This window comes from Ruminococcus sp. FMBCY1 (assembly GCF_023921805.1).
Taxonomy (GTDB): Bacteria; Bacillota; Clostridia; order Oscillospirales; family Acutalibacteraceae; genus Ruminococcoides; species Ruminococcoides intestinale_A.
In genome coordinates, this window is the sequence record NZ_CP074197.1 from 1,459,441 (window position 1) to 1,480,077 (window position 20,637).

Annotated in this window: 20 protein-coding genes; 7 read left to right on the forward strand and 13 right to left on the reverse strand. The window is 41.7% G+C overall.

The features are described from left to right. Positions 1 to 12: 12 nt before the first annotated feature. Together rplC and rpsJ are read right to left on the reverse strand one after the other, a co-directional pair. The gene (gene rplC / locus KGF34_RS07265) at positions 13 to 645 is read right to left on the reverse strand and encodes a 50S ribosomal protein L3 (RefSeq protein WP_252558573.1); all 633 of its coding nucleotides are present in this window, start codon (positions 643 to 645) and stop codon (positions 13 to 15) included. 75 nt (positions 646 to 720) lie between these two features. Beyond that, positions 721 to 1,032 carry a 30S ribosomal protein S10 gene (gene rpsJ / locus KGF34_RS07270; protein WP_022234099.1) on the reverse strand — a complete coding sequence of 104 codons (312 nt, stop codon included), beginning with the start codon at positions 1,030 to 1,032 and terminating at the stop codon, positions 721 to 723. Between the two features lie 487 nt (positions 1,033 to 1,519). Between rpsJ and KGF34_RS07275 the strand changes: the two genes are divergently transcribed. Together KGF34_RS07275 and KGF34_RS07280 are read left to right on the forward strand one after the other, a co-directional pair. Continuing rightward, positions 1,520 to 2,035 carry a cob(I)yrinic acid a,c-diamide adenosyltransferase gene (locus KGF34_RS07275; protein WP_178586379.1) on the forward strand — a complete coding sequence of 172 codons (516 nt, stop codon included), beginning with the start codon at positions 1,520 to 1,522 and terminating at the stop codon, positions 2,033 to 2,035. A 181-nt stretch (positions 2,036 to 2,216) separates the two neighbouring features. Further along, positions 2,217 to 3,035: a hypothetical protein gene (locus tag KGF34_RS07280; RefSeq protein ID WP_252558574.1), complete on the forward strand. Its 819-nt coding sequence runs from the start codon at positions 2,217 to 2,219 to the stop codon at positions 3,033 to 3,035. A gap of 116 nt (positions 3,036 to 3,151) precedes the next feature. Here KGF34_RS07280 and KGF34_RS07285 read toward each other — a convergent pair whose 3' ends face one another. The 4 genes from KGF34_RS07285 to KGF34_RS07300 all read right to left on the reverse strand — a co-directional run bounded on the left by KGF34_RS07285 (position 3,152) and on the right by KGF34_RS07300 (position 7,306). After that, a complete protein-coding gene (locus tag KGF34_RS07285) occupies positions 3,152 to 4,168 on the reverse strand; it encodes a type II CAAX endopeptidase family protein (RefSeq protein ID WP_252558575.1) in 1,017 nt (338 codons plus the stop codon). A 210-nt stretch (positions 4,169 to 4,378) separates the two neighbouring features. Further along, positions 4,379 to 4,966, reverse strand: coding sequence for an energy-coupled thiamine transporter ThiT (thiT, locus tag KGF34_RS07290; protein WP_252558576.1), 588 nt, complete (start codon positions 4,964 to 4,966; stop codon positions 4,379 to 4,381). Between the two features lie 34 nt (positions 4,967 to 5,000). Beyond that, complete coding sequence (gene nadC, locus KGF34_RS07295) at positions 5,001 to 5,843, reverse strand: carboxylating nicotinate-nucleotide diphosphorylase (protein WP_252558577.1); 843 nt, start codon at positions 5,841 to 5,843, stop codon at positions 5,001 to 5,003. After that, a complete protein-coding gene (locus KGF34_RS07300; RefSeq protein WP_252558578.1) occupies positions 5,843 to 7,306 on the reverse strand; it encodes an FAD-binding protein in 1,464 nt (487 codons plus the stop codon). Before KGF34_RS07300 ends, nadC begins: the two co-directional genes overlap by 1 nt. A gap of 164 nt (positions 7,307 to 7,470) precedes the next feature. On the opposite strand from KGF34_RS07300, the gene hflX reads away from it, so the two are divergent. The 4 genes from hflX to KGF34_RS07320 all read left to right on the forward strand — a co-directional run bounded on the left by hflX (position 7,471) and on the right by KGF34_RS07320 (position 10,301). Next, positions 7,471 to 8,721, forward strand: coding sequence for a GTPase HflX (hflX, locus tag KGF34_RS07305; protein WP_252558579.1), 1,251 nt, complete (start codon positions 7,471 to 7,473; stop codon positions 8,719 to 8,721). An 85-nt stretch (positions 8,722 to 8,806) separates the two neighbouring features. After that, complete coding sequence (locus KGF34_RS07310) at positions 8,807 to 9,385, forward strand: phosphatase PAP2 family protein (RefSeq protein ID WP_252558580.1); 579 nt, start codon at positions 8,807 to 8,809, stop codon at positions 9,383 to 9,385. Further along, on the forward strand, positions 9,382 to 9,600 hold the full coding sequence (locus tag KGF34_RS07315; RefSeq protein WP_022234089.1) for a hypothetical protein: 219 nt from the start codon (positions 9,382 to 9,384) through the stop codon (positions 9,598 to 9,600). The genes KGF34_RS07310 and KGF34_RS07315 overlap by 4 nt, the downstream gene beginning before the upstream one ends. Positions 9,601 to 9,632: 32 nt before the next feature. Continuing rightward, positions 9,633 to 10,301: a hypothetical protein gene (locus tag KGF34_RS07320; protein WP_022234088.1), complete on the forward strand. Its 669-nt coding sequence runs from the start codon at positions 9,633 to 9,635 to the stop codon at positions 10,299 to 10,301. 381 nt (positions 10,302 to 10,682) lie between these two features. On the opposite strand, the gene KGF34_RS07325 is transcribed toward KGF34_RS07320, so the two are convergent. The 4 genes from KGF34_RS07325 to trxA are packed head-to-tail and all read right to left on the reverse strand — an operon-like array spanning position 10,683 to position 14,090. Further along, the gene (locus KGF34_RS07325; RefSeq protein ID WP_252558581.1) at positions 10,683 to 12,143 is read right to left on the reverse strand and encodes an alanine/glycine:cation symporter family protein; all 1,461 of its coding nucleotides are present in this window, start codon (positions 12,141 to 12,143) and stop codon (positions 10,683 to 10,685) included. Positions 12,144 to 12,184: 41 nt separating this feature from the next. Further along, on the reverse strand, positions 12,185 to 12,856 hold the full coding sequence (locus KGF34_RS07330) for an HAD family phosphatase (protein WP_249376982.1): 672 nt from the start codon (positions 12,854 to 12,856) through the stop codon (positions 12,185 to 12,187). After that, positions 12,853 to 13,770 (reverse strand): DMT family transporter, encoded by a 918-nt coding sequence (locus KGF34_RS07335; RefSeq protein WP_252558582.1) that lies wholly within the window; start codon positions 13,768 to 13,770, stop codon positions 12,853 to 12,855. The genes KGF34_RS07330 and KGF34_RS07335 overlap by 4 nt, the downstream gene beginning before the upstream one ends. Then, entirely contained in the window at positions 13,770 to 14,090 is a 321-nt protein-coding gene (trxA, locus tag KGF34_RS07340; protein WP_022234084.1) for a thioredoxin, read from the reverse strand. Before trxA ends, KGF34_RS07335 begins: the two co-directional genes overlap by 1 nt. Before the next feature lie 218 nt (positions 14,091 to 14,308). Here trxA and KGF34_RS07345 point away from each other — a divergent pair, with 218 nt between their 5' ends. After that, a complete protein-coding gene (locus KGF34_RS07345) occupies positions 14,309 to 14,935 on the forward strand; it encodes a superoxide dismutase (RefSeq protein WP_252558583.1) in 627 nt (208 codons plus the stop codon). A 304-nt stretch (positions 14,936 to 15,239) separates the two neighbouring features. On the opposite strand, the gene KGF34_RS07350 is transcribed toward KGF34_RS07345, so the two are convergent. The 3 genes from KGF34_RS07350 to fusA all read right to left on the reverse strand — a co-directional run bounded on the left by KGF34_RS07350 (position 15,240) and on the right by fusA (position 20,629). Further along, entirely contained in the window at positions 15,240 to 16,718 is a 1,479-nt protein-coding gene (locus KGF34_RS07350) for a solute carrier family 23 protein (protein WP_252558584.1), read from the reverse strand. A gap of 473 nt (positions 16,719 to 17,191) precedes the next feature. Continuing rightward, positions 17,192 to 18,394, reverse strand: coding sequence for an elongation factor Tu (gene tuf / locus KGF34_RS07355; RefSeq protein WP_186935510.1), 1,203 nt, complete (start codon positions 18,392 to 18,394; stop codon positions 17,192 to 17,194). 135 nt (positions 18,395 to 18,529) lie between these two features. Then, on the reverse strand, positions 18,530 to 20,629 hold the full coding sequence (gene fusA, locus KGF34_RS07360) for an elongation factor G (protein ID WP_022234080.1): 2,100 nt from the start codon (positions 20,627 to 20,629) through the stop codon (positions 18,530 to 18,532). Positions 20,630 to 20,637: the final 8 nt, after the last annotated feature.

Sequence of the window (20,637 nt, forward strand, 5' to 3'; positions counted from 1 at the left end):
AATCCCCCTTCCTTAAGCCTTTACGGAATCTTTGATTACAACGATTCCCTTATTTGGGCCTGGAACAGCACCCTTGATAGCGATAAGGTTGTTTTCAACATCAACCTTAACAACTGTGAGGTTCTGTACTGTTACCTGCTCAGTGCCGAGATGGCCTGCCATTCTCTTGCCCTTCCATACTCTTGAAGGAGATGAACAAGCGCCGATTGAACCGCCGTGACGAACGCAAGGACCTGTACCGTGAGTTTCCTTAAGACGCTGGAAGTTCCAACGCTTAATTACGCCGGCTGTACCCTTACCTTTGCTCTTGCCGGTAACATCGATCTTGTCACCAGGGGTGAATACGTCTGCCTTTACGAGATCGCCTACATTGTAAGCGTCTGTGTCAGCAAAACGGAATTCTTTAAGAGTTTTCTTTGGTGCTACACCGTTCTTGTCAAAAAAGCCCTTCATTGGCTTTGTAACCTTGTGTGGCTTTAAATCGCCATAGCCAAGCTGAACTGATGCGTAGCCGTCGTTTTCAACTGTCTTCTTAGCTGTAACCACACATGGGCCTGCTTCGATAACAGTTACGGGAACGAACACTCCCTTTTCATCGAAAATCTGTGTCATACCGATTTTCTTACCGATGATTGCTTTCTGCATAAAATGTATCCTCCTTGTTAGGTTATTGGTTGGTTTTCACCAACTTGACCCTGTCTGCTTGTAGGTTGGTACGGATTATAACTTAATCTCGATATCAACGCCGGCAGGGAGCTCTAAGCTCATAAGAGCTTCGACTGTCTTGTTTGACGGTCTTAAGATGTCGATAAGACGCTTGTGAGTTCTCATCTCAAACTGCTCACGGCTGTCCTTATACTTATGAACAGCACGAAGAATTGTAACAACCTGCTTCTCTGTTGGAAGCGGTACAGGACCTGAAACTCTTGCGCCTGTACGCTTTGCTGTTGCAACGATTCTCTCAGCTGACTGATCAACGAGCTGATGATCGTAACCCTTTAATCTTATTCTAATCTTTTCCTTGACTGCCATTATCGTCGCCTCCTTAAAAATTTTGCCGAACCGTTTTTGCGGTTCTTCGTTAGTTGGCGGGCGTTCGCTTTAGAACTTTTTTAATAACACAGCCGGGTGTTTCACCACCCTGCATTAAAAAACCCGTTTAACTATTCAGTTAACCGGGACGTTCTGAAAGCTTCTTGAGCATAGCTATAGACACAGCAACCCCTATGTCAAAGTATGTTCAGTGTTTCATTGTAAATCGCCCGGTTTAAAATCGGACATACTCCACGGAAAAACCGACCTGTTTCAGCCGCAACCTCCCGCTTCATCGCATATCTATATTGCAGTCACGCAAGCATTATTATACAATATGTTCCCCTATTTTGCAAGCTTTTAGCAAATATAGCGTTATAGAACTTTCAAGAAATTTTAAATATATTTTTGTGCAATTTGACATTATTGTCAAATCAGCGCTAAACATATATAATTATACTCATACAAAGTTTTGGAGTTGATTTTTGTGAAACACATTTATTACGGCGACGGCAAGGGCAAAACCACAGCTGCAATAGGTCTTGCGGTCAGAGCGGCAGGCAGTAAAATGAAAGTGCTGTTTGTACAATTCTTAAAAACAGAATTTTCGGGAGAAAGGCATATACTGAGCCATACCGAAAATGTTACTCTTACATTCTGCCCGCTTGAGCTTAAATTTACTTTTGATATGGACGATAAAGAAAAGGCACAGGCTGCAAAAATATTTAAAGGTATTTTCGACAACGCCGTTACAACCGCTCTTACCGAAAAGTATGATATGGTTGTGCTTGACGAGGTGTTTGAGGCAATCAATGCCCATATGCTTTCCGAGAGCGAGGTTTACGAATTTATAACAAACGCACCGTCAAGTATGGAAATAGTTATGACAGGACACAATCCTCCGCAAAAATTTATGGATTGCGCAGATTATATTACCGAGTTCAAAAAAATCAAGCACCCGTATGACAGGGGAATTACAGGCAGAATAGGAATTGAGTTTTAACGGACAGCTTCGGCTGTCTGTTTTTCTTTATATAATGTAACACTTTATCTTCATTATCATACTATATACCGAGGGACAAGTAAAGTTTCTCGCAAAATAAATGAAGTAAAAAATAAAAAAGCAAATAAAATTTAAGATGATAATTTTACGGATTTCACCAAAAAGGCAAGGAGGTGAAAATATGGCAATTATCACAAACTCCGCTTCACTTACCTTTAATAATGAACGCACTGCAAGTTCAAACGAAGTCGATACAGAAGTTCGTGAGTCGCAATCCGTCGCTATTGTAAAAGACGCTCTGCTCACAAACTATGTACCGGGAGAGCCTGTAGGTTATGTTATAACAGTAACAAACACAGGAACAGGCAATCTTACCGACATTACAGTGTCTGATAACCTCGGAAGTGAAACCACCGCCAAACTGCTTAGCTATGTAGATAACTCAATAGTTGCTCGCCAAGGGGCAACAGCGCTTTCGCCAAGTGTTACAAGAACCGCCGATTCTCTCGTGATTTCAAATCTCGGCACACTTGCGGCAGGACAGTCGATTACAATAGCACTGTCACTTCTTCCTTCTGCCGCACAGGCTAACGAAATCACAAATACAGCTACGGTAACGGCAACCACTCCTCTTGCCACAACAGTTACCGCATCTGATACAGCAACAATAACACCCGCACAGCAGGAACTTGTAACCTTGCTTAAGGCCGCTCCGTCAACCGTTGCTTCGGGAGGAGTGCTTCCTTACACTCTGATAGCTCAAAACGAAGGTACGGTTGCCGCAGAAAATATTGTATTTACCGACACTCTGCCTACAGGCTATACAGTAACGGGAATTGAGCTTACCGTAAACGGTCAGCCTACAATTATTTACACCGCAGACCAATGGACGCAGGTTGGCAATACCCTCACCTTCCCTACAGGCACAGCCGAACCTGTTACAATCCCGGCAGGTTCATTCGCAACAGCAATTATTACAGGTACAGCACCGACAGTTTAAAATTAAGCATATTAAAAAGCGGTGACATTCACAAGATGTCACCGCTTAACTTTATCGGTTCTTTATTAAAAACGGAAATTACAATCAAAAGAAAGTTCGGCATTTATTTTATATTTTTATCCGCCGTACAAAGCATTTGCTATTGTTTCAAAAATCAGCACTGCATATGCAACAACAGTTACAGGAGCCGAAAAGTACACACCGAGTTTTTTACCGAGCGACATATTATATCTTCCTTTATATAAAGGAAAGCGGCCACGGTGTTTTACAAGCTCAATTATAGAAAGAACTATTGCCGCAATAATTATTCCAAACACAGCAAGTTCCATAAGGCCTATAAACATAATCTGTCCGTAATGGTTCATAATGTATTCTCTATTTGCGTCCTTAAGTATATCGGTATCAAGTCCGTTCATACAAAGCTGTTGAAGCGCCCCTATTGAATTAATAACAAAATGCACTATCATTGACGGAATTATTGAGCGTGTTTTAGCATAGAGTGCGCAGGCAATAATTCCCATACCCGCTGCATAAACAGTCTGAACACAGTTTGTATGCCACAGTCCGAAAGCCGCACCGGACACAATGATTGCAAACCACTGTCCCATCGGCTCATTATTTCTGTAAATACTTCCTCTGAATAAAAGCTCTTCAAAGAAAGGAGCGAACAAAGGCAAAGCCACAACCGTTGCAATTACTCCGAAAGGCGAATTACCGAATGAAATATCCGATGTATTTAGCTTTATTCCGAACGACTCAAGGATTGCACTTATAATAGATGACGAAACAGCAATCAAATATGTCAGACCGATTGCTATTATTACATACTTACACACCCAACCGGCAGGCTTTGCAGGTTTTACAAAACAAGTTTTCAGCGAAAGCCTTACCCGTTTGCCCCGCAGTTCAGAGAAAATCAGCAGAATAAGCGGCATTACAACAAGGTATATAACGCAGTAGCTTATAAGCATTTTAAAGCCGTAGTCATCGTAAAGTGCCGTGCCTTTAAGCAGGTCAAATATAAAATATACAAAGTACGAGCTCACCTGCGATAAAATCACAAAACACAAAAGCGGCAGAGAGCTGTAATTTGACAGCGTGCGTATCTCTCGGTTAATAAGTTTGTTGTTCATTTAGTTATCCTTTCATTCTGTAACTGTTACATTAAAGTTTCCGCAAATATTTTTAAACGGATGTTTTCCTAAGCGAAGATAATTAAGGTTTATCAAAATACTTTTATAATTACCCGACAATGAATTATGCTAAACCATAATTTACTCCAACTATCGAAAAAGAACCTTTTAAACAAGCCTCCCTCATAAGAGGAAGGCCTATGATTGAAATTATTTTTTGTTTCTTTTAATTGCTCCGAGTTTTTCGCTTCTGAAATCAACCAAAAGTCCCAAAGCAATAGCCGCTACAATCAAAATGCCAAATTCGGGGAGCATATACAAACCGTTGTATATAAGCGAATACAGCCACACAGGCATACCGTCCGCAAAACCTGCCCACACGGTAATACCGCTTAAGAAATGGCACAAAAATCTCAACACGCTTGCAAGCAATGCGCCCAAAGCAAGTCCAACTGCCTGATTTTTAATACCTCTGAAAACTCCGCCCAGACCGATTACGCCAAAGGCAATAAGGTAGTCGAAGAAGAGAATCATAAGAGCTGCCTGCCAAGAAGTTGCATACGCAAAGTTTGACATACCGAAAAGCATCTGAATAAGTCCGTAGACAACACCTGTCAGACAACCTACCAACGGCTTGTAACGATAACCGATAATTAAAATCGGCAGCATACTGCAAATCGTAATACTTCCGCCGTACGGGAACTCGATTTTTATCAGGCTCAATACAGTTGCAAGCGCAACCATAACTGCACATTCGCAGAGCATAATCACATTTTTATTTATTCCTGTTTTCTTCATTCTACCCTACTTTTCTTTATTATGTGTATAAAAATTATTTTGCGATTTTAAGCGAAATATCAAATGCCTTTACAGAGTGGGTAAGCGCACCCATTGAAATAATGTCAACGCCTGTTTCGGCAATTTCTCTTAAAGTTTCGTCTGTAATACCGCCGCTTGCCTCAAGCAACGCTTTGCCGTTTGTAATCTCAACAGCCTCTTTCATAAGAGCAGGGCTCATATTGTCAAGCATAATTACATCAACATCAGCCTCAAGCGCCTGTCTTAACTCGTCAAGGTTTCTTACCTCAAGTTCAATCTTTGTCATATGGCCGAGCTTTGTTTTGAGCTTGGCAACAGCATTTGCAATGCCGCCGCCTGCATCAATGTGATTGTCCTTAAGCATAGCAGCGTCCGAAAGGTTGTAACGATGATTTCTGCCGCCGCCTACTGTAACAGCGTACTTCTGCAAAGCACGAAGTCCCGGAAGAGTTTTTCTTGTATCTGCAATAGATGCGTTGGTACCCTTTACGATTTCAACCGCATTGTGCGTTGCGGTAGCAATACCGCTCATATGCTGAATAAGGTTAAGCGCTGTACGCTCGCCTTTTAAGATTGTACGGGTTTTGCCGTAGATTTCCGCAATAATATCGCCCTTTTTGAGCAAATCGCCGTCTTTTTTATAAACCTTAGCCTCAAAACCTGTCGGCTGTAAAATCTCAAAAACTCGCAGTGCAATCTCAATACCGCAAAGCACACCGTCGCTCTTTGCAAGGAATTTAGCGGTATCTTCCTGTTCCTCGTCAATGAGGTAGTCGGTTGTGGTATCAAGGTAGTTAATATCCTCAAGCAAAGCTGTTTTTATAATGTTATCTGCATAAATACTGTTGATTAGCATTATTTAATGCCCTCCTTAAATTCTTCAAGAATAATACTTGCAACGATTGCAATACTTCTTGCCTCTACATAGTCGGGTGTAATTGCAAAATCGTCCGATACAAGGTCAGAGAGAATTTTCTCAACCTTGTTGTAGCTTTCCTCCGCTTTCTCGGGCTTTGGAAGTACAAAATATGTATCCTGTAAAATCTCTCTTATCTGTGAACGGTAGCCATGCGGCAACGCCTTGCCCTCAATCGGCTTTTTAATGGGTTGTCTGCCGAGCGGTTTGCGCTCTTTTCTGAGTCTTTCCGTCATTACATTTGCGGCAGTTCTTGAGAACACAAGCGCCTCAAGCAATGAGTTACTTGCAAGACGGTTAGCGCCGTGCACACCTGTATGCGAACATTCGCCGGCCGCAAAAAGGCCCTCAATAGAAGTTTCCGAGTTGGTATCAACATCAATACCGCCCATAAGGTAGTGCTGACATGGGAATACGGGAATCTTGTCGACCGTAATGTCAACGCCCTCTTCAAGACAGCGCTCGTAAATCATAGGAAATCTGTTTTTAACAAATTCAGCAGGCTTGTGTGTAATGTCAAGATAGAACTTCTCGCTGTGTGTTTTGATAGACTCTCTGATAACCGCATTAGACACAACATCTCTCGGAGCAAGCTCGCCTCTGCTGTCATAATCCGAGGCAAATCGTCTGCCCTCGCAGTTAAGCAGAACAGCACCCTCGCCACGAACAGCCTCACTTATCAAAAATCTTTCTCTGTCCTTTTCAGCCGCAAAAGCAGTCGGGTGGAACTGAATTCTTGAAAGGTGCTTGATTTTTGCACCCATCATATATGCGAAAGCAATGCCGTCACCTGTGGCAATAGCCGAGTTTGTGGTGTATTTATAAACTCTGCCTATACCGCCTGTGGCAAGCAGGCAGAAGTTACAGCCGTAGGTCTTGCTTTCGCCGTCCTTAACAACACTTACATAAAAGCCGTTAAGCACCTTATCAATCGCATACACAAGGCAGTTGTCAAGAATTGTAATATTTTTGCGTGTCTTAACTACCTCAATAAGTGCGTCAACAATCGCCTTACCCGTTGAATCCTTATGATGCACAATTCTGTGTCTGCTGTGACCCGCCTCAAGAGTTTTGCACATTGTGCCGTCCTCGTTAAGGTCAAAGTCAACACCAAGCTCCTTGATGTTCAGTACATCCGACGGGCCCTCCGTAACAAGTTTTTCTACCGCATCAAGAGTATTCTTGTATTTACCTGCAATAAGTGTATCGGTAATATGCAACTTGTAACTGTCGTGAACAGTATCAAGCACTGCTGCCACACCGCCCTGTGCCAACGAGGAGTTGGAAAGCGTAAGCTCTTTTTTTGAAACGAGCAAAGCGTTAATATCCTCCGGCAGATTGAGTGCCGCATAAAGTCCGGCAGCACCTGTACCTACAATTATTACATCAAATTTTTTATCCATTTGTAAAACCCCGATTATATCCGATTATATAAATTTAATTTGCAAATAATTAATAGTAAAAATGTTGTTTACAAATTTATACCGATATATTATACTACTTATTAAAGGAATAGTAAATAAAATGTAAACAAAATCTTTTATTTTCTGACAAAAACGGAGAAATTATGGAAATGATAAGTAACGAAGAAAAAATTACGCAGGCTGTACTTGTCAGCGTTGACACAGGCGACTATGACGCAGAGGCTTCTCTTGCCGAACTTAAAGAGCTTGTAAAAAGTGCGGGTGCAGAACCTGTATTTACTGTCACGCAAAATCTAAAGCGCCCCGAAACAGGCACTTATGTGGGCACAGGCAAATTGCAGGAAATTTCGGATATTTGCAAACAACAGGAAATCGACTTGCTCGTGTTTGACTGCGAGCTTTCCCCTACTCAAATACGAAATATAGAGGCAGAAACCGACACACGAACCATTGACCGCACAATGCTTATTCTCGATATATTTGCTCTCCGTGCAAGGTCAAAAGAGGGCAAACTGCAGGTAGAACTTGCACAGCTAAAGTACCTGATGCCCCGACTTACAGGTAAGGGCGTGGCAATGTCACGACTTGGCGGCGGCATAGGCACAAGAGGCCCGGGCGAAACAAAACTTGAAACCGACCGCCGACACATCAGCAGAAGAATGGAAACTTTGAAATCCGAACTTGCCGAAGTGGAGCAGCACCGCTCAATGTTGAGAAAGCGCAGAGAAAAAGACGGAGTAATCACCTGTGCAATTGTCGGTTACACAAACGCAGGAAAATCCACCCTTATGAATTATCTTACCGATGCGGGTGTGCTTGCTCAGGACAAACTTTTTGCAACTCTTGACCCTACATCAAGGGCGCTCAAACTGCCGAGCGGCGTTACGGTTATGATGATTGACACGGTAGGACTTGTACGCAGACTTCCGCACCACCTTGTTGAGGCTTTCCGCTCAACTCTTGAAGAGGCGGCTCTGTCAGACATTATTTTGAATGTATGCGATGCCTCGAGCGATGAGACAAGAGTGCATATGCAGGTTACAACCGACCTTTTAAATTCACTCGGCTGCGGCGACACTCCTATCATTACCGTGCTCAACAAATGCGACCTTTTGGAAGAAGAGAGTTTTCCGCAGGAGATAGGCTCATATGTCAAGATAAGCGCCAAAAACGGCACAGGCATTGACGACCTTTTAAAAGCTGTTGACGATAACCTCCCCGTAAGAGTAAAGAAAGTTTCTCTGCTTATTCCTTTTTCCGATGCCGGACTTGTGGCAGAAATCCGTAAAAACGCAACCCTGATTAACGAAGAATATGTTGCAGAGGGAATTAAGGTTGAGGCAATCCTTGACGAAAAGCTGTATTCTAAAGCAGAAAAATATATTGTTGATTAATATTTATTGAAAAAACAACCGCCGTTTGCTATAATATGTATATAAACATATCAGCAAGCGGCATATAACATTAATAGGAGAAATTATGTCTTTTTTTGAAACAATCACTCCGTGGGACGCATCGGTTTTGCAGTCAATACAAGGCATAAAATGTGATTTTCTTGATACATTTATGGCTGTAATGAGCTTTCTCGGCGAAAAAGGCCTTATCTGGATTATACTCGGACTTACGCTCTGCCTTTTCAAAAAGACAAGGGCAACGGGAGTTATAATGCTTTGCGCAATGACTTTGGGATTGCTGCTCGGTGAGTTTGGCATAAAAAATATTATCTGCCGTCCCCGTCCGTTTGTAACCTACGACTTTACCGTAAACGGGCATATTCCGTCGGGCTACAGTTTTCCGTCGGGACACACAACCTCGTCGTTTGCCGCTGCAACGGTAATTATCATACGCAAAGAAAAATTCGCCGTTTTTACGGCTGTACTCGCTTTTCTCATTGCGTTTTCAAGGCTTTACAACTGTGTACACTATCCTACAGATGTAATCTGCGGTGCTGTACTCGGTATTGCGCTTGCAATAATAACTTGTCTTATATTTAAAAATTTCGGCTGGGATAACCGTCTTAACAAAAAGATTATTTGTAAAAAAGGTGATGTAAAATGACCGAACACAGATATTTAGGCAAAACTTCAAAAGACTACTTTGTAATAAAGGGCATCAATGTATTTAACGAAAGATGGTGCGGCACGGGCAACTGTGTTACCGTCACCTCTCCGCTTGACAAAAAGAACTATGTTTTTTCGGAATACACAAGTGACGGTGTAAAATTTATTGCAGGTAAAGACACTCACGGATATTGGCTGTTTTTTGCAGCATAATTTGATTTTAAACCGAAAGGAAATAATACATAATGAATGAAAAAATGCTCATAAAAAATCTTTATGACCTCGACAAAACAATTGCAAAACCACTTCTTGAAAAACTCGACTATCCTTGGGAGGCACTTCCTAAAATCAAAGATTTTATAATCGAGCTCGGCAAAACTCTTGACCCCGAAATCTACGAACAGCGTGGCGAAAATATATGGGTTGCAAAAAGTGCGACTGTTTATCCGTCCGCACATCTCGGCGGCCCTCTCATCATCTGTGAGGATGCAGAGGTAAGGCACTGCGCTTTCATCAGGGGCTGCGCAATCGTCGGCAAAGGCGCAGTTGTAGGCAACTCAACAGAGCTTAAGAACTCTATCCTCTTTGACGGTGTTCAGGTTCCGCACTACAACTACATCGGCGACAGTATCTTGGGCTATAAGTCGCACACAGGCGCAGGTACAATTACCTCTAACCTCAAGAGCGACAAGTCGCTTGTTACCGTTAATTGCGATAACGAAAAGATAGAAACCGGCGTTAAAAAATTCGGCGCAATGCTCGGTGATCATGTTGAGGTAGGCTGTAACAGTGTACTCAACCCCGGTTCGGTAATCGGCAGAAACACAAACATCTATCCGCTTTCATTTGTAAGAGGTTATGTAGAGGCTAACAGCATTTACAAGCGCCTCGGTGAAATTGCAGATAAAATCTGATAACTTAAAATTCTTACTTAAGCAGTCGCCGAGCCGACTGCTTATTTTATATTTTGATTCCGACATTTTTTACCGTTTGTGTTGTTCTGTTTACGGAAAATCTCCTTTATAATTAAATCATCAAATAAAGGAGGTTCAATTATGAACACATTATATGATTAAAAATAATATGATTCCATATGTTATGATTTTGTAAAATCACAACACTGCACTTGGTTTACAAGCAAAAACAAACACTTCCTTTGCAAAAACGAATTTTTTTGCTAAAGGGTCATATATTTTTTATTGATTTAAGCTGTTTGATTATAAAACTCTCAATGTAATTTTATATCTTCAAAGCAAAAGCCCGACCTTAGTTTTATGCTAAAGTCGGGCAAAATTTTACTTTCTTCTTTTAACAAACGGAACAGGAGTTTTATCGTACTCATCAAGTCTGTTGCCGTAAAGATAATAATTTGTTTCCTTTGTAATAACAGGTGCGAGCACCACCATTGCAAATATATTCGGCAATGTCATAAAAGCGTTAAAAATATCTGACATTGTCCATACAATATCAAGAGATGTAATCGGAGCAATAAGAAGAATAACTATAAACAGCACCTTGTAAGGGATAATTCCATTTGGGCCGAAAAGATAATCAACACAGCTCTCGGCATAGTAACTCCAACCGAGAATTGTTGAAAATGCAAACAATACGATACCGACAACAAGAATCGGTGTGCCTATGTACGGAATCTGTGCAAATGCGGCAGATGTAAGTTCGCCGCCCTCAACCGAAGCTGTATCAATGTTCGGGTTCTTAATACATGAACTTACAATTACAAGACCTGTCATAAGACATACAACAACAGTATCCCAAAATGTACCTGTCGATGAAATAAGCGCCTGACGAACCGAGTTTCTTGACTGGGCTGCAGATGCAACAATCGGAGCAGAACCCATACCTGATTCGTTGCTGAAAAGGCCTCTTGCAACACCGTAACGAGCCGCAAGCATAATGCCTGTACCCGCAAGTCCGCCGCCTAATGCCTTAAAGCTGAAAGCCGACTCGCAAATAAGTGTAACTGTCTGCCAAAGCACATCAAAGTTAATTGATAAAATAATGATACAACCGATAACATAGAGTATTGCCATAAGAGGTACGAGTTTTTCGCATACTCTTGAAATAGACTTAATACCGCCGAAAATAACAAGAGCAACGCAAATTGCAATTACAACACCCGAAATAAGCGCAACAGTCGAAATATCCATTCCGAAGAAGTGGAGCATATATGTTTTGTCAGGATTAAAGGTTGTATCCATAATCTTTGCAATCGCATTTGTTTGAACACCGCAGCCAACGCCGAATGAAGCAAACAACGCAAATATCGCAAACAATACGGCTACCCACTTAAAGTTAATTCCTGTTTTCTTTGATACGCCGTTTTCAATAGCATACATTGCGCCGCCGCGCATTTTACCGTCTCGAGTTTTTACACGGTATTTCACCGCAATAAGCGACTCCGCATACTTTGTGGCAATACCAAACACGCCTGAAATCCAGCACCACAGCACCGCACCTGCACCGCCAAGCGCAATAGCCGTACCTACACCGATAATATTACCTGTACCTATTGTAGAGGCAAGTGCTGTAGTAAGCGCCTGAAACGGGCTGATGTCGCCGTCTGAATCAGGGTCTTTTGTAACAGAAAGCTTAATCGCTTTAAATGTTTTGCGCTGAACAAACTTTGTTCTGACGGTCATATAAATGTGTGCGCCAAGCAAAATTACTATCATTGGCACACCCCATAAAATGTTGTCAAACTTTGTAAAAAAGTCATTCAGCATTTGTAGAAAATCCATCGAGTTCAATCCCTTCTTCTTTTTTGCTCAATTGCTCAAGGTTACTGTATATTACAATCCTCAAGCTCCCTCAAAATCCTTTTCACATCACTTAGTCCGTCTGCAACACCGTGCAAAAGCGGAATTATATCATTACTCGGCTTGTCAAGGTCAGGCACCATTACTGTTACACAGCCTGCCGAGCTTGCCGATTTAATGCCGTTTGGAGAATCCTCAAGCGCAACGCAATTTTGCGGAGAAAGTCCGAGCATTTCCGCCGCCTTGAGGTAGATGTCGGGTGCAGGCTTGCCAACGCTTACCATTGACGCACTCACCGTAACATCAAAATATTTATATAAATCATGTGCCTTAAGGTATCTCTCTGCCCTCTGCGGAGGAGTTGCCGTTGCAAGAGCGACTTTATAGCCGTTTTCTTTCAGAAAAGAAAGCAATTCTTTTGCGCCGCTCTTAACTTCAATACCGTTTTTCTCAACATAGTTGTCCATAAGCTCAACTCTTTTTGAGCGCACAGCCTCATAATCGAAACCGTCGCCGAATATTCCCTTGAGCTTAGCCGAGGCAAGCGGCCGAGCCATACTCCTTATTGACAAAGCGTGTTTTTCTTCCATAGGAAATCCGTAAAATCTTCCTGCCTCGCACCAAAAGCGAACATAAAGTTTTTCGGAGTCGAGAATAACTCCGTCCATATCAGATATTACACCTTGAATTTTCACCGCTCACACCTCTTTTTTATCTGCATATTAGATATAAATATACCTGCGCAAATCAATACTACCGATACAATTGTTTCTATGCCAAAAACACTTTCGCCCAGCATAATGCCGGAAAGCAAAGTGCCGAACACAGGCACAAGCAAATTGAAAACGCAAATTCTGCTTGCAGGGTGATGTTTTAGCAAAGCCGTCCAGATTGCGAATGCGGCGGCAGATACAAAAGCAAGCCACAAAAGCACAAGCAATGCTTTTATGCTTGAAAAATCAAGTTTTCCGCCTGTAACAAAACCCGCAATTAAAAGCAGTATTCCGCCGAACAGCAATTGAAATCCCGTGACCGAAATCGGTTCTCGGTCACGGACTATTCCCTTAGAAATAAAATTACCCGCGGCCGCCGACAAAGTTGACATCAATATCATAAAATCGCCGAACAGCGTGTCGACAGTCACACCGCCGCCGCTGTTTACACACAAAACTCCGCAAAAGCCGAGCACGCAACCGATTATTTTACAAATGTTCAGTTTGTCCGACTTAAAAAACAGCGGAGCAAAAAGCACGGTAAAAAAAGTTGCACAGGCGGTTATAACCGAGGTGTTGGCACCGCTTGTAAATCCTATGCCGATATATGTAAAAATATACTGCCCGAAAGTCTGCACCGAACCGAGCAGCATAACAGGCATAATGCCGTTTTTCTCAATTTTAGGCAAGTGCTTGTTCTTGACTAAAAAAATGAAAAGCACCATTATTCCTGCAAGGGTAAACCTTGCACCTGCAAAAAGCAGCTTTGAGCCTATGTCGTTTCCCTCTATGCCAAACTGCGCATAGCCTACTTTTATAAAAGGAAACGCAGTACCCCAAAGCAAAGTGCAAAATATTGCAAGTGCAGCGGCTACCTTGTAATTTTTTATGCTCATCAGCTTAAATAAGGCTTTAATTCTTCAAGCATAGCTTCTTTTTTGCGAAGGCCCGTAAGTCTGAGCACTTCTTCACCGTTTTTAAAAAGGATAAGTGTAGGAATACTCATAACGCCGTAGTAATCGGCAACCTGACGCTCGGTTTCCACATTAAGCTTAAAAAATTTCATCTGTGAGCCAATCTCTGTAGAGAGCTCCTTAAAAACAGGACCCATCATTCTGCAAGGACTGCACCACTCTGCCCAAAAATCAACAAGCACAGGCACATCTGCACCAAGAACTTCGGATTCAAATTCTTCTGCAACAATTTCTTTAACCATAGCAATACCTCCTGCTTTTATTATTATCACATATAAACTCATTATCAATAAAATAAAAAAATTTACTGCTATTTTACATTATAACAGAACATACGCCGTTTTTCAACTTTTTTTACATTTCATAAATTCAATTATATGAATAAAAAATCATTTTTGCATACTCAACCGGTAACTATAGCAATGCTGAGGCATAAAATAATCTGAAAGGATGATTTGCTATGGACAATAAATACCCGTTTGAAAACACGCCGTTGCGCTATCCATACAATGCGCTTGAGCCGTACATTGATGAAAAAACAATGATTTTGCATCACGACAGACACCTGCAAGCATATATTGACAAGTTAAATTTGCTGATGAGCGAATGCAGACAGCTTCAAAAATTAAGTTTGCAGGAAATATTAAAAAATCCCTGCCGTATTCCCGATGAAAAACGCAGAGATGTTATAAACAATGCGGGCGGCGTATATAATCACAGATTTTATTTTAACGGTATGAGCCCCGATTGCCATGGGCTTGAGCGTGGTGCTCTGCACAGAAAAATGAGCGAAAGTTTCACAAGTTTTGAAAATTTCAAAAATGAGTTTACCGATGCGGCGATGTCTGTCTTTGGCTCGGGATATGCGTGGCTTGTATATGACGGCAAAAAACTGAAAATTATTACTACCAAAAATCAGGATACACCGCTTTGCAGAGGATTTATACCGATACTTAATATTGATGTTTGGGAACACGCATACTACCTAAAGCACTACAATGACCGCAAAGCCTATATCGAGGATTTTGTAAAAGCAGTAAATTGGGCAATGGCAGAAAAACGACTTTGCAACCAGAAAAGTTTTTAACATTTTTGTGTGGTGAGTGTTGAAATTTTATATTTATTATAATTTGAGTAACATATTCAGAAGATTATCTTCTGAATATTGTGGATAATAAAAAGGTTCTTTAATTATGAATTAGGATTAATCGTTGTTTAGCTCACGGTTTAGTGTAATAAATTTAAAATTTAGGTCAAGACTTTTTAAAGGTTGACCAAACTTTTATAATACTTGGCAAAATTATTTTTCTAAAGCATAATTTACCCAAACTTTTGATAAAAAGCAAAAAAACCGAGTGTTGAATTAACAGCACTCGGTTTTAAATATAAATTTACTTTTTCTTCTCTTTCGGATCAACTTCTTTTTCAAAGTTAGCGGCGTCGGAGGCATTTGCAGTATTAAATTTATAATCCTTGCCCGGGAAAATCGCATTGAGGACAATACCGGCGATTGATGCAACGGCAAGCGGTGAAAGTGTAATTGTTGCACTGCCGATTGCAAAACTTACTGTATCGCTTGAAAGTCCGAGCGCACACACAAGGATTACAGCGGCAACAATAAGGTTACGGCTTTTTGTAAAGTCAACCTTATTTTCCACAACATTTCTTACACCGATTGCAGAAATCATACCATAAAGTACGAATGAAATACCGCCGATAATACAGCTTGGAATTGAACCGATAATTGCAGATACAATCGGGAAGAATGATACACCTACAGCAAAGAAAGCGGCAATTCTGATTACTCGTGGGTCATAAACCTTTGTAAGTGCAAGTACGCCTGTATTTTCGCCATATGTTGTGTTTGCAGGGCCGCCAAAAAGTGAAGCAACAGTTGTTGCTAAACCGTCACCGGTAAGAGTTCTGTGAAGACCCGGATCCTGAATATAATTGTTTCCTGTTGTTGAACTGATAGCACAAATGTCACCGATATGCTCCATCATTGTGGCAAAAGCGATTGGAACAATGGCAATAATTGATGATGCGATAAGAGCGGTGTTAGAATAGTCGATACCGCCGAATACGGTTTTCTCCAAATGAATCGGAATACCGATAAGACCTTCACTGCCAAAAATATTGCCCTTAGCAATATTATCGCAAATTGTGTTTACACTTGTGAAATCGAAAATAGGCTGATAAACACCGTTTGCGTCTGCACCGCCTGAGAATAACCACGGTACATTCTGAATAAGGTCAGGGTTTGCCTGCGAAATAAAGTAAAGGACAAGTCCTACACCGTAAGAAATAAGCAATCCGAGAATAATCGGAATGATTTTTGCCATTCCCTTGCCCCATATGTTAAATATAACAATTCCGGCGAGAGCAACAAAGGCAAGCAGCCAGTTAGTCGTACAGTTTGAAACGGCAGACGGAGCAAGTCCAAGACCAATAGCAATAATGATTGGACCTGTAACAACAGGAGGGAAAAATCTCATAACTTTTTCAATGCCGACAGCTTTGATAATTGCGGCAAGAATGAAATAAACCAAACCTGCACACGCTACACCGAGGCAAGCATACGGCAACATACTGTTAGGGTCATCGGGTGCAAGCGCTTTGATAGCGGCATAACCGCCAAGAAAAGCAAATGAAGAACCGAGAAAAGCAGGTACTTTAAACTTTGTTATGCAGTGAAACAACAGAGTACCGAGTCCTGCCATAAGCAAGGTAGTCGAGATGTCAAGTCCTGTGATAATCGGAACAAGAATTGTTGCGCCGAACATTGCAAACATATGTTGAATACCAAGGATTATCATCTTTGGTTTGCCAAGTTTGCGGGCATCATAGATTGCGCCATTGTTTTTATCCATTTTAATTCCTCTTTCTCTTTTTTTGAGTTTTTATCCGTAAAAACCCCATTCTTTTTAATTATACTGTCTTGAAATAATAAAAGCAATATATTTTTATTATTACATAAAATAATGCATTTTAATTTGATAATTAAATAAATAATTAAAATAATGATTAATGAATAACTTATCAAACTGTTGTGACTAAATAATTTGAAAAGTTTGGTCAACCTTTTCAAAGGTTGTGGGTGTGGGCAAAGCCCACAAATACTTTCCGTTTATGCAATCTAATGATAGCAAAACAGTTTGCTGTTTTGCGGCTTGAAAACAACGGTGTTAGCCTTGAAAAGTGAAAGCAACAAGAAAAGGAAATCATACTTTTCCACATTTTACAAATAGTCAAAACCCAAATTTACTTTTCAATAAACACAAAAAGAGCCGACTCTTACGAATCGGCTCAATTATTTAAGAAAGTGTTATAAATTCAAAGTGAATTACTCGTTAATAGCGATAACTGCACCTGAACCTACTGTTCTACCACCCTCACGGATAGCGAAACGAAGACCTACTTCGATAGCGATTGGAGTGATAAGCTCAACATCCATCTCAACGTTATCGCCAGGCATACACATCTCTGTACCCTCTGGGAGTGAGATTGTACCTGTAACGTCAGTTGTTCTGAAGTAGAACTGTGGACGGTAGTTGTTAAAGAATGGAGTATGACGGCCACCCTCGTCCTTTGTAAGAACGTAAACCTGACCACGGAACTTTGTGTGTGGGTGAATTGTACCTGGCTTAGCAAGTACCTGACCTCTCTGGATTTCATTTCTCTGAACACCACGGAGAAGTACACCTACGTTGTCACCAGCCTCAGCATAGTCAAGAGTCTTTCTGAACATCTCAAGACCTGTAACAACAACTTTTCTCTTCTCATCTGTAAGACCAACGATCTCAACTTCCTCAGAAGTTCTGATCTGACCTCTTTCAACTCTACCTGTAGCAACTGTACCACGACCTGTGATTGTGAATACGTCCTCAACAGGCATAAGGAATGGCTGGTCAGCCTTACGGTCAGGAGTTGGGATAAACTCGTCAACAGCATCCATAAGCTCGTGGATGCAAGCATACTCAGGAGCATTAGGATCCTTAGAATCGCTTGTAAGTGCGAGGTAAGCTGAACCCTTGATGATTGGTGTTTCATCGCCCGGGAAGCCATACTCGTTGAGGAGGTCACGGATCTCCATCTCTACGAGCTCAAGAAGCTCAGGATCGTCAACCTGGTCTGTCTTGTTCATGAATACTACGATGTAAGGTACACCTACCTGACGAGAAAGAAGGATGTGCTCTCTTGTCTGTGGCATAGGACCGTCAGCAGCTGATACAACGAGGATAGCGCCGTCCATCTGAGCAGCACCTGTGATCATGTTCTTTACATAGTCAGCATGGCCTGGGCAGTCAACGTGTGCATAGTGACGCTTTTCTGTCTCGTACTCAACGTGAGCTGTGTTAATTGTGATACCACGCTCTCTCTCTTCAGGAGCCTTATCGATGTTAGCGTAATCAACGAAGTCAGCGTCGCCTTCTAAGTTGAGAACCTTTGTAATTGCAGCTGTAAGTGTTGTTTTACCATGGTCAACGTGGCCGATTGTACCAATGTTTACATGGGGTTTATTTCTTTCGAATTTTTCTCTTGCCATTGGAAATTTCCTCCTTAAATATGGTAATTCATTGTAATTTACATTACAATAGATTTAATGCTATTGTACCAACAAATCAGCAAAAAATCAAGAGGTTTTTATAAAAAACCTAATATATTCAGCAAAAAGGATTAATTAGTCCTTCTTAGCTCTCTCGCTCATAATCTTTTCAGCAATGTTCTTCGGAACTTCTGCATAAGTATCAGGCTCCATTACATACTGACCACGGCCCTGTGTCTTAGAACGCATATCAGTAGCATAACCAAACATTTCTGAAAGCGGAACATGAGCTGTTACTCTCTGTGCACCGTTCTCTGCTTCCATGCTCTGGATCATACCACGACGAGAGTTAAGGTCGCCGATAACATCACCGAGGTATTCGTCAGGAACGATAACTGTAACCTTCATGATAGGCTCAAGGAGAACAGGGTCAGCTTTTCTCATAGCCTCTTTGAATGCCATAGAACCGGCAATCTTAAATGCCATTTCTGATGAGTCAACCTCGTGGTAAGATCCATCATAAAGCTCAACCTTAACGTCAACTACATTGTAACCTGCGAGTACACCGCTGAGCATTGCGCCCTGGATACCCTGGTCAACAGCAGGAATATATTCCTTAGGAATAGCACCGCCGACAATGTTATTAACGAACTCGTAACCCTTGTCCTTGTTAGGGAATACATTAATCTTAACATGACCGTACTGACCCTTACCACCTGACTGACGAGCATACTTCTCATCAACAGAAGCCTCTTTACGGATTGTTTCTTTGTAAGCAACCTGTGGAGCACCGATATTAGCCTCTACCTTAAACTCACGGAGAAGACGGTCAACGATAATCTCAAGGTGAAGCTCACCCATACCTGCGATAATTGTCTGACCTGTTTCTTCATCAGTATAGGCACGGAATGTTGGGTCTTCTTCTGCAAGCTTTGCAAGAGCAATACCCATCTTTTCCTGACCGGCTTTAGTCTTAGGCTCGATAGCTACTCTGATAACAGGCTCCGGGAACTCCATAGACTCAAGAACTACAGGATTCTTTTCGTCGCAGAGTGTGTCACCTGTTGTTGTATTCTTAAGACCAACAGCAGCAGCAATATCACCTGCATAGCAGCAGTCGATATCTTTTCTGTCGTTAGCGTGCATCTGAAGAATTCTGCCCATACGCTCGTTGTTGTCTTTTACAGAGTTGTAAACTGTATCTCCGGCCTTAACAATACCTGAGTAAACTCTGAAGAAGCAGAGCTTACCTACGAATGGGTCAGTTGCAATCTTAAATGCGAGAGCCGCAAATGGCTCTGTATCAGAAGAATGTCTTTCAACTTCTTCGCCTGTTTCAGGGTTTGTACCCTTGATAGCAGGAACATCGGTTGGAGCAGGCATATAATCGATAATAGCGTCAAGGAGCATCTGAACGCCCTTGTTACGGTATGAAGAACCGCAAGTTACAGGAACCATTGTATTGTCGATTGTAGCTTTTCTGATAACTTTCTTAATTTCATCTATAGAAATTTCCTCGCCGCCGAAGTATTTCTCCATAAGATCCTCGTCAAGCTCAGCAACTGACTCGATGAGTTTCTCGTGATACTCATTAGCAAGATCCTGCATGTTCTCAGGAATTTCTTCCTCACTGTAATCTGTACCGTCTTCATTGTGGTAAATCTCGGCCTTCATAGTAACGAGGTCGATAATACCTGTGAAGTCGCTTTCGGCACCGATTGGGAGCTGAATCGGAACAGCGTTACATTTAAGTCTGTCCTTCATCATCTGTACAACATGGTAGAAGTTAGCACCCATGATGTCCATTTTATTTACGTAAACCATTCTTGGTACACCGTAGTTGTCAGCCTGACGCCATACGGTTTCAGACTGAGGCTCAACGCCGCCCTTAGCACAAAGAACTGTTACAGAACCGTCAAGTACACGGAGTGAACGCTCAACTTCAACGGTGAAGTCAACGTGACCAGGTGTGTCGATGATGTTGATTCTGTGTTTCTTGTACTGATGCTTGCTACCGAACCAAAATGCTGTTGTTGCAGCAGAAGTGATTGTGATACCACGTTCTTTCTCCTGAACCATCCAGTCCATAGTTGAAGCACCATCGTGTGTTTCGCCGATTTTATGGTTTACGCCAGTGTAATACAGGATACGCTCTGTTGTTGTAGTTTTACCGGCATCGATGTGAGCCATGATACCGATGTTTCTTGTCTGTTCAAGTGAAACCTGTCTTGGCATAAAATCCT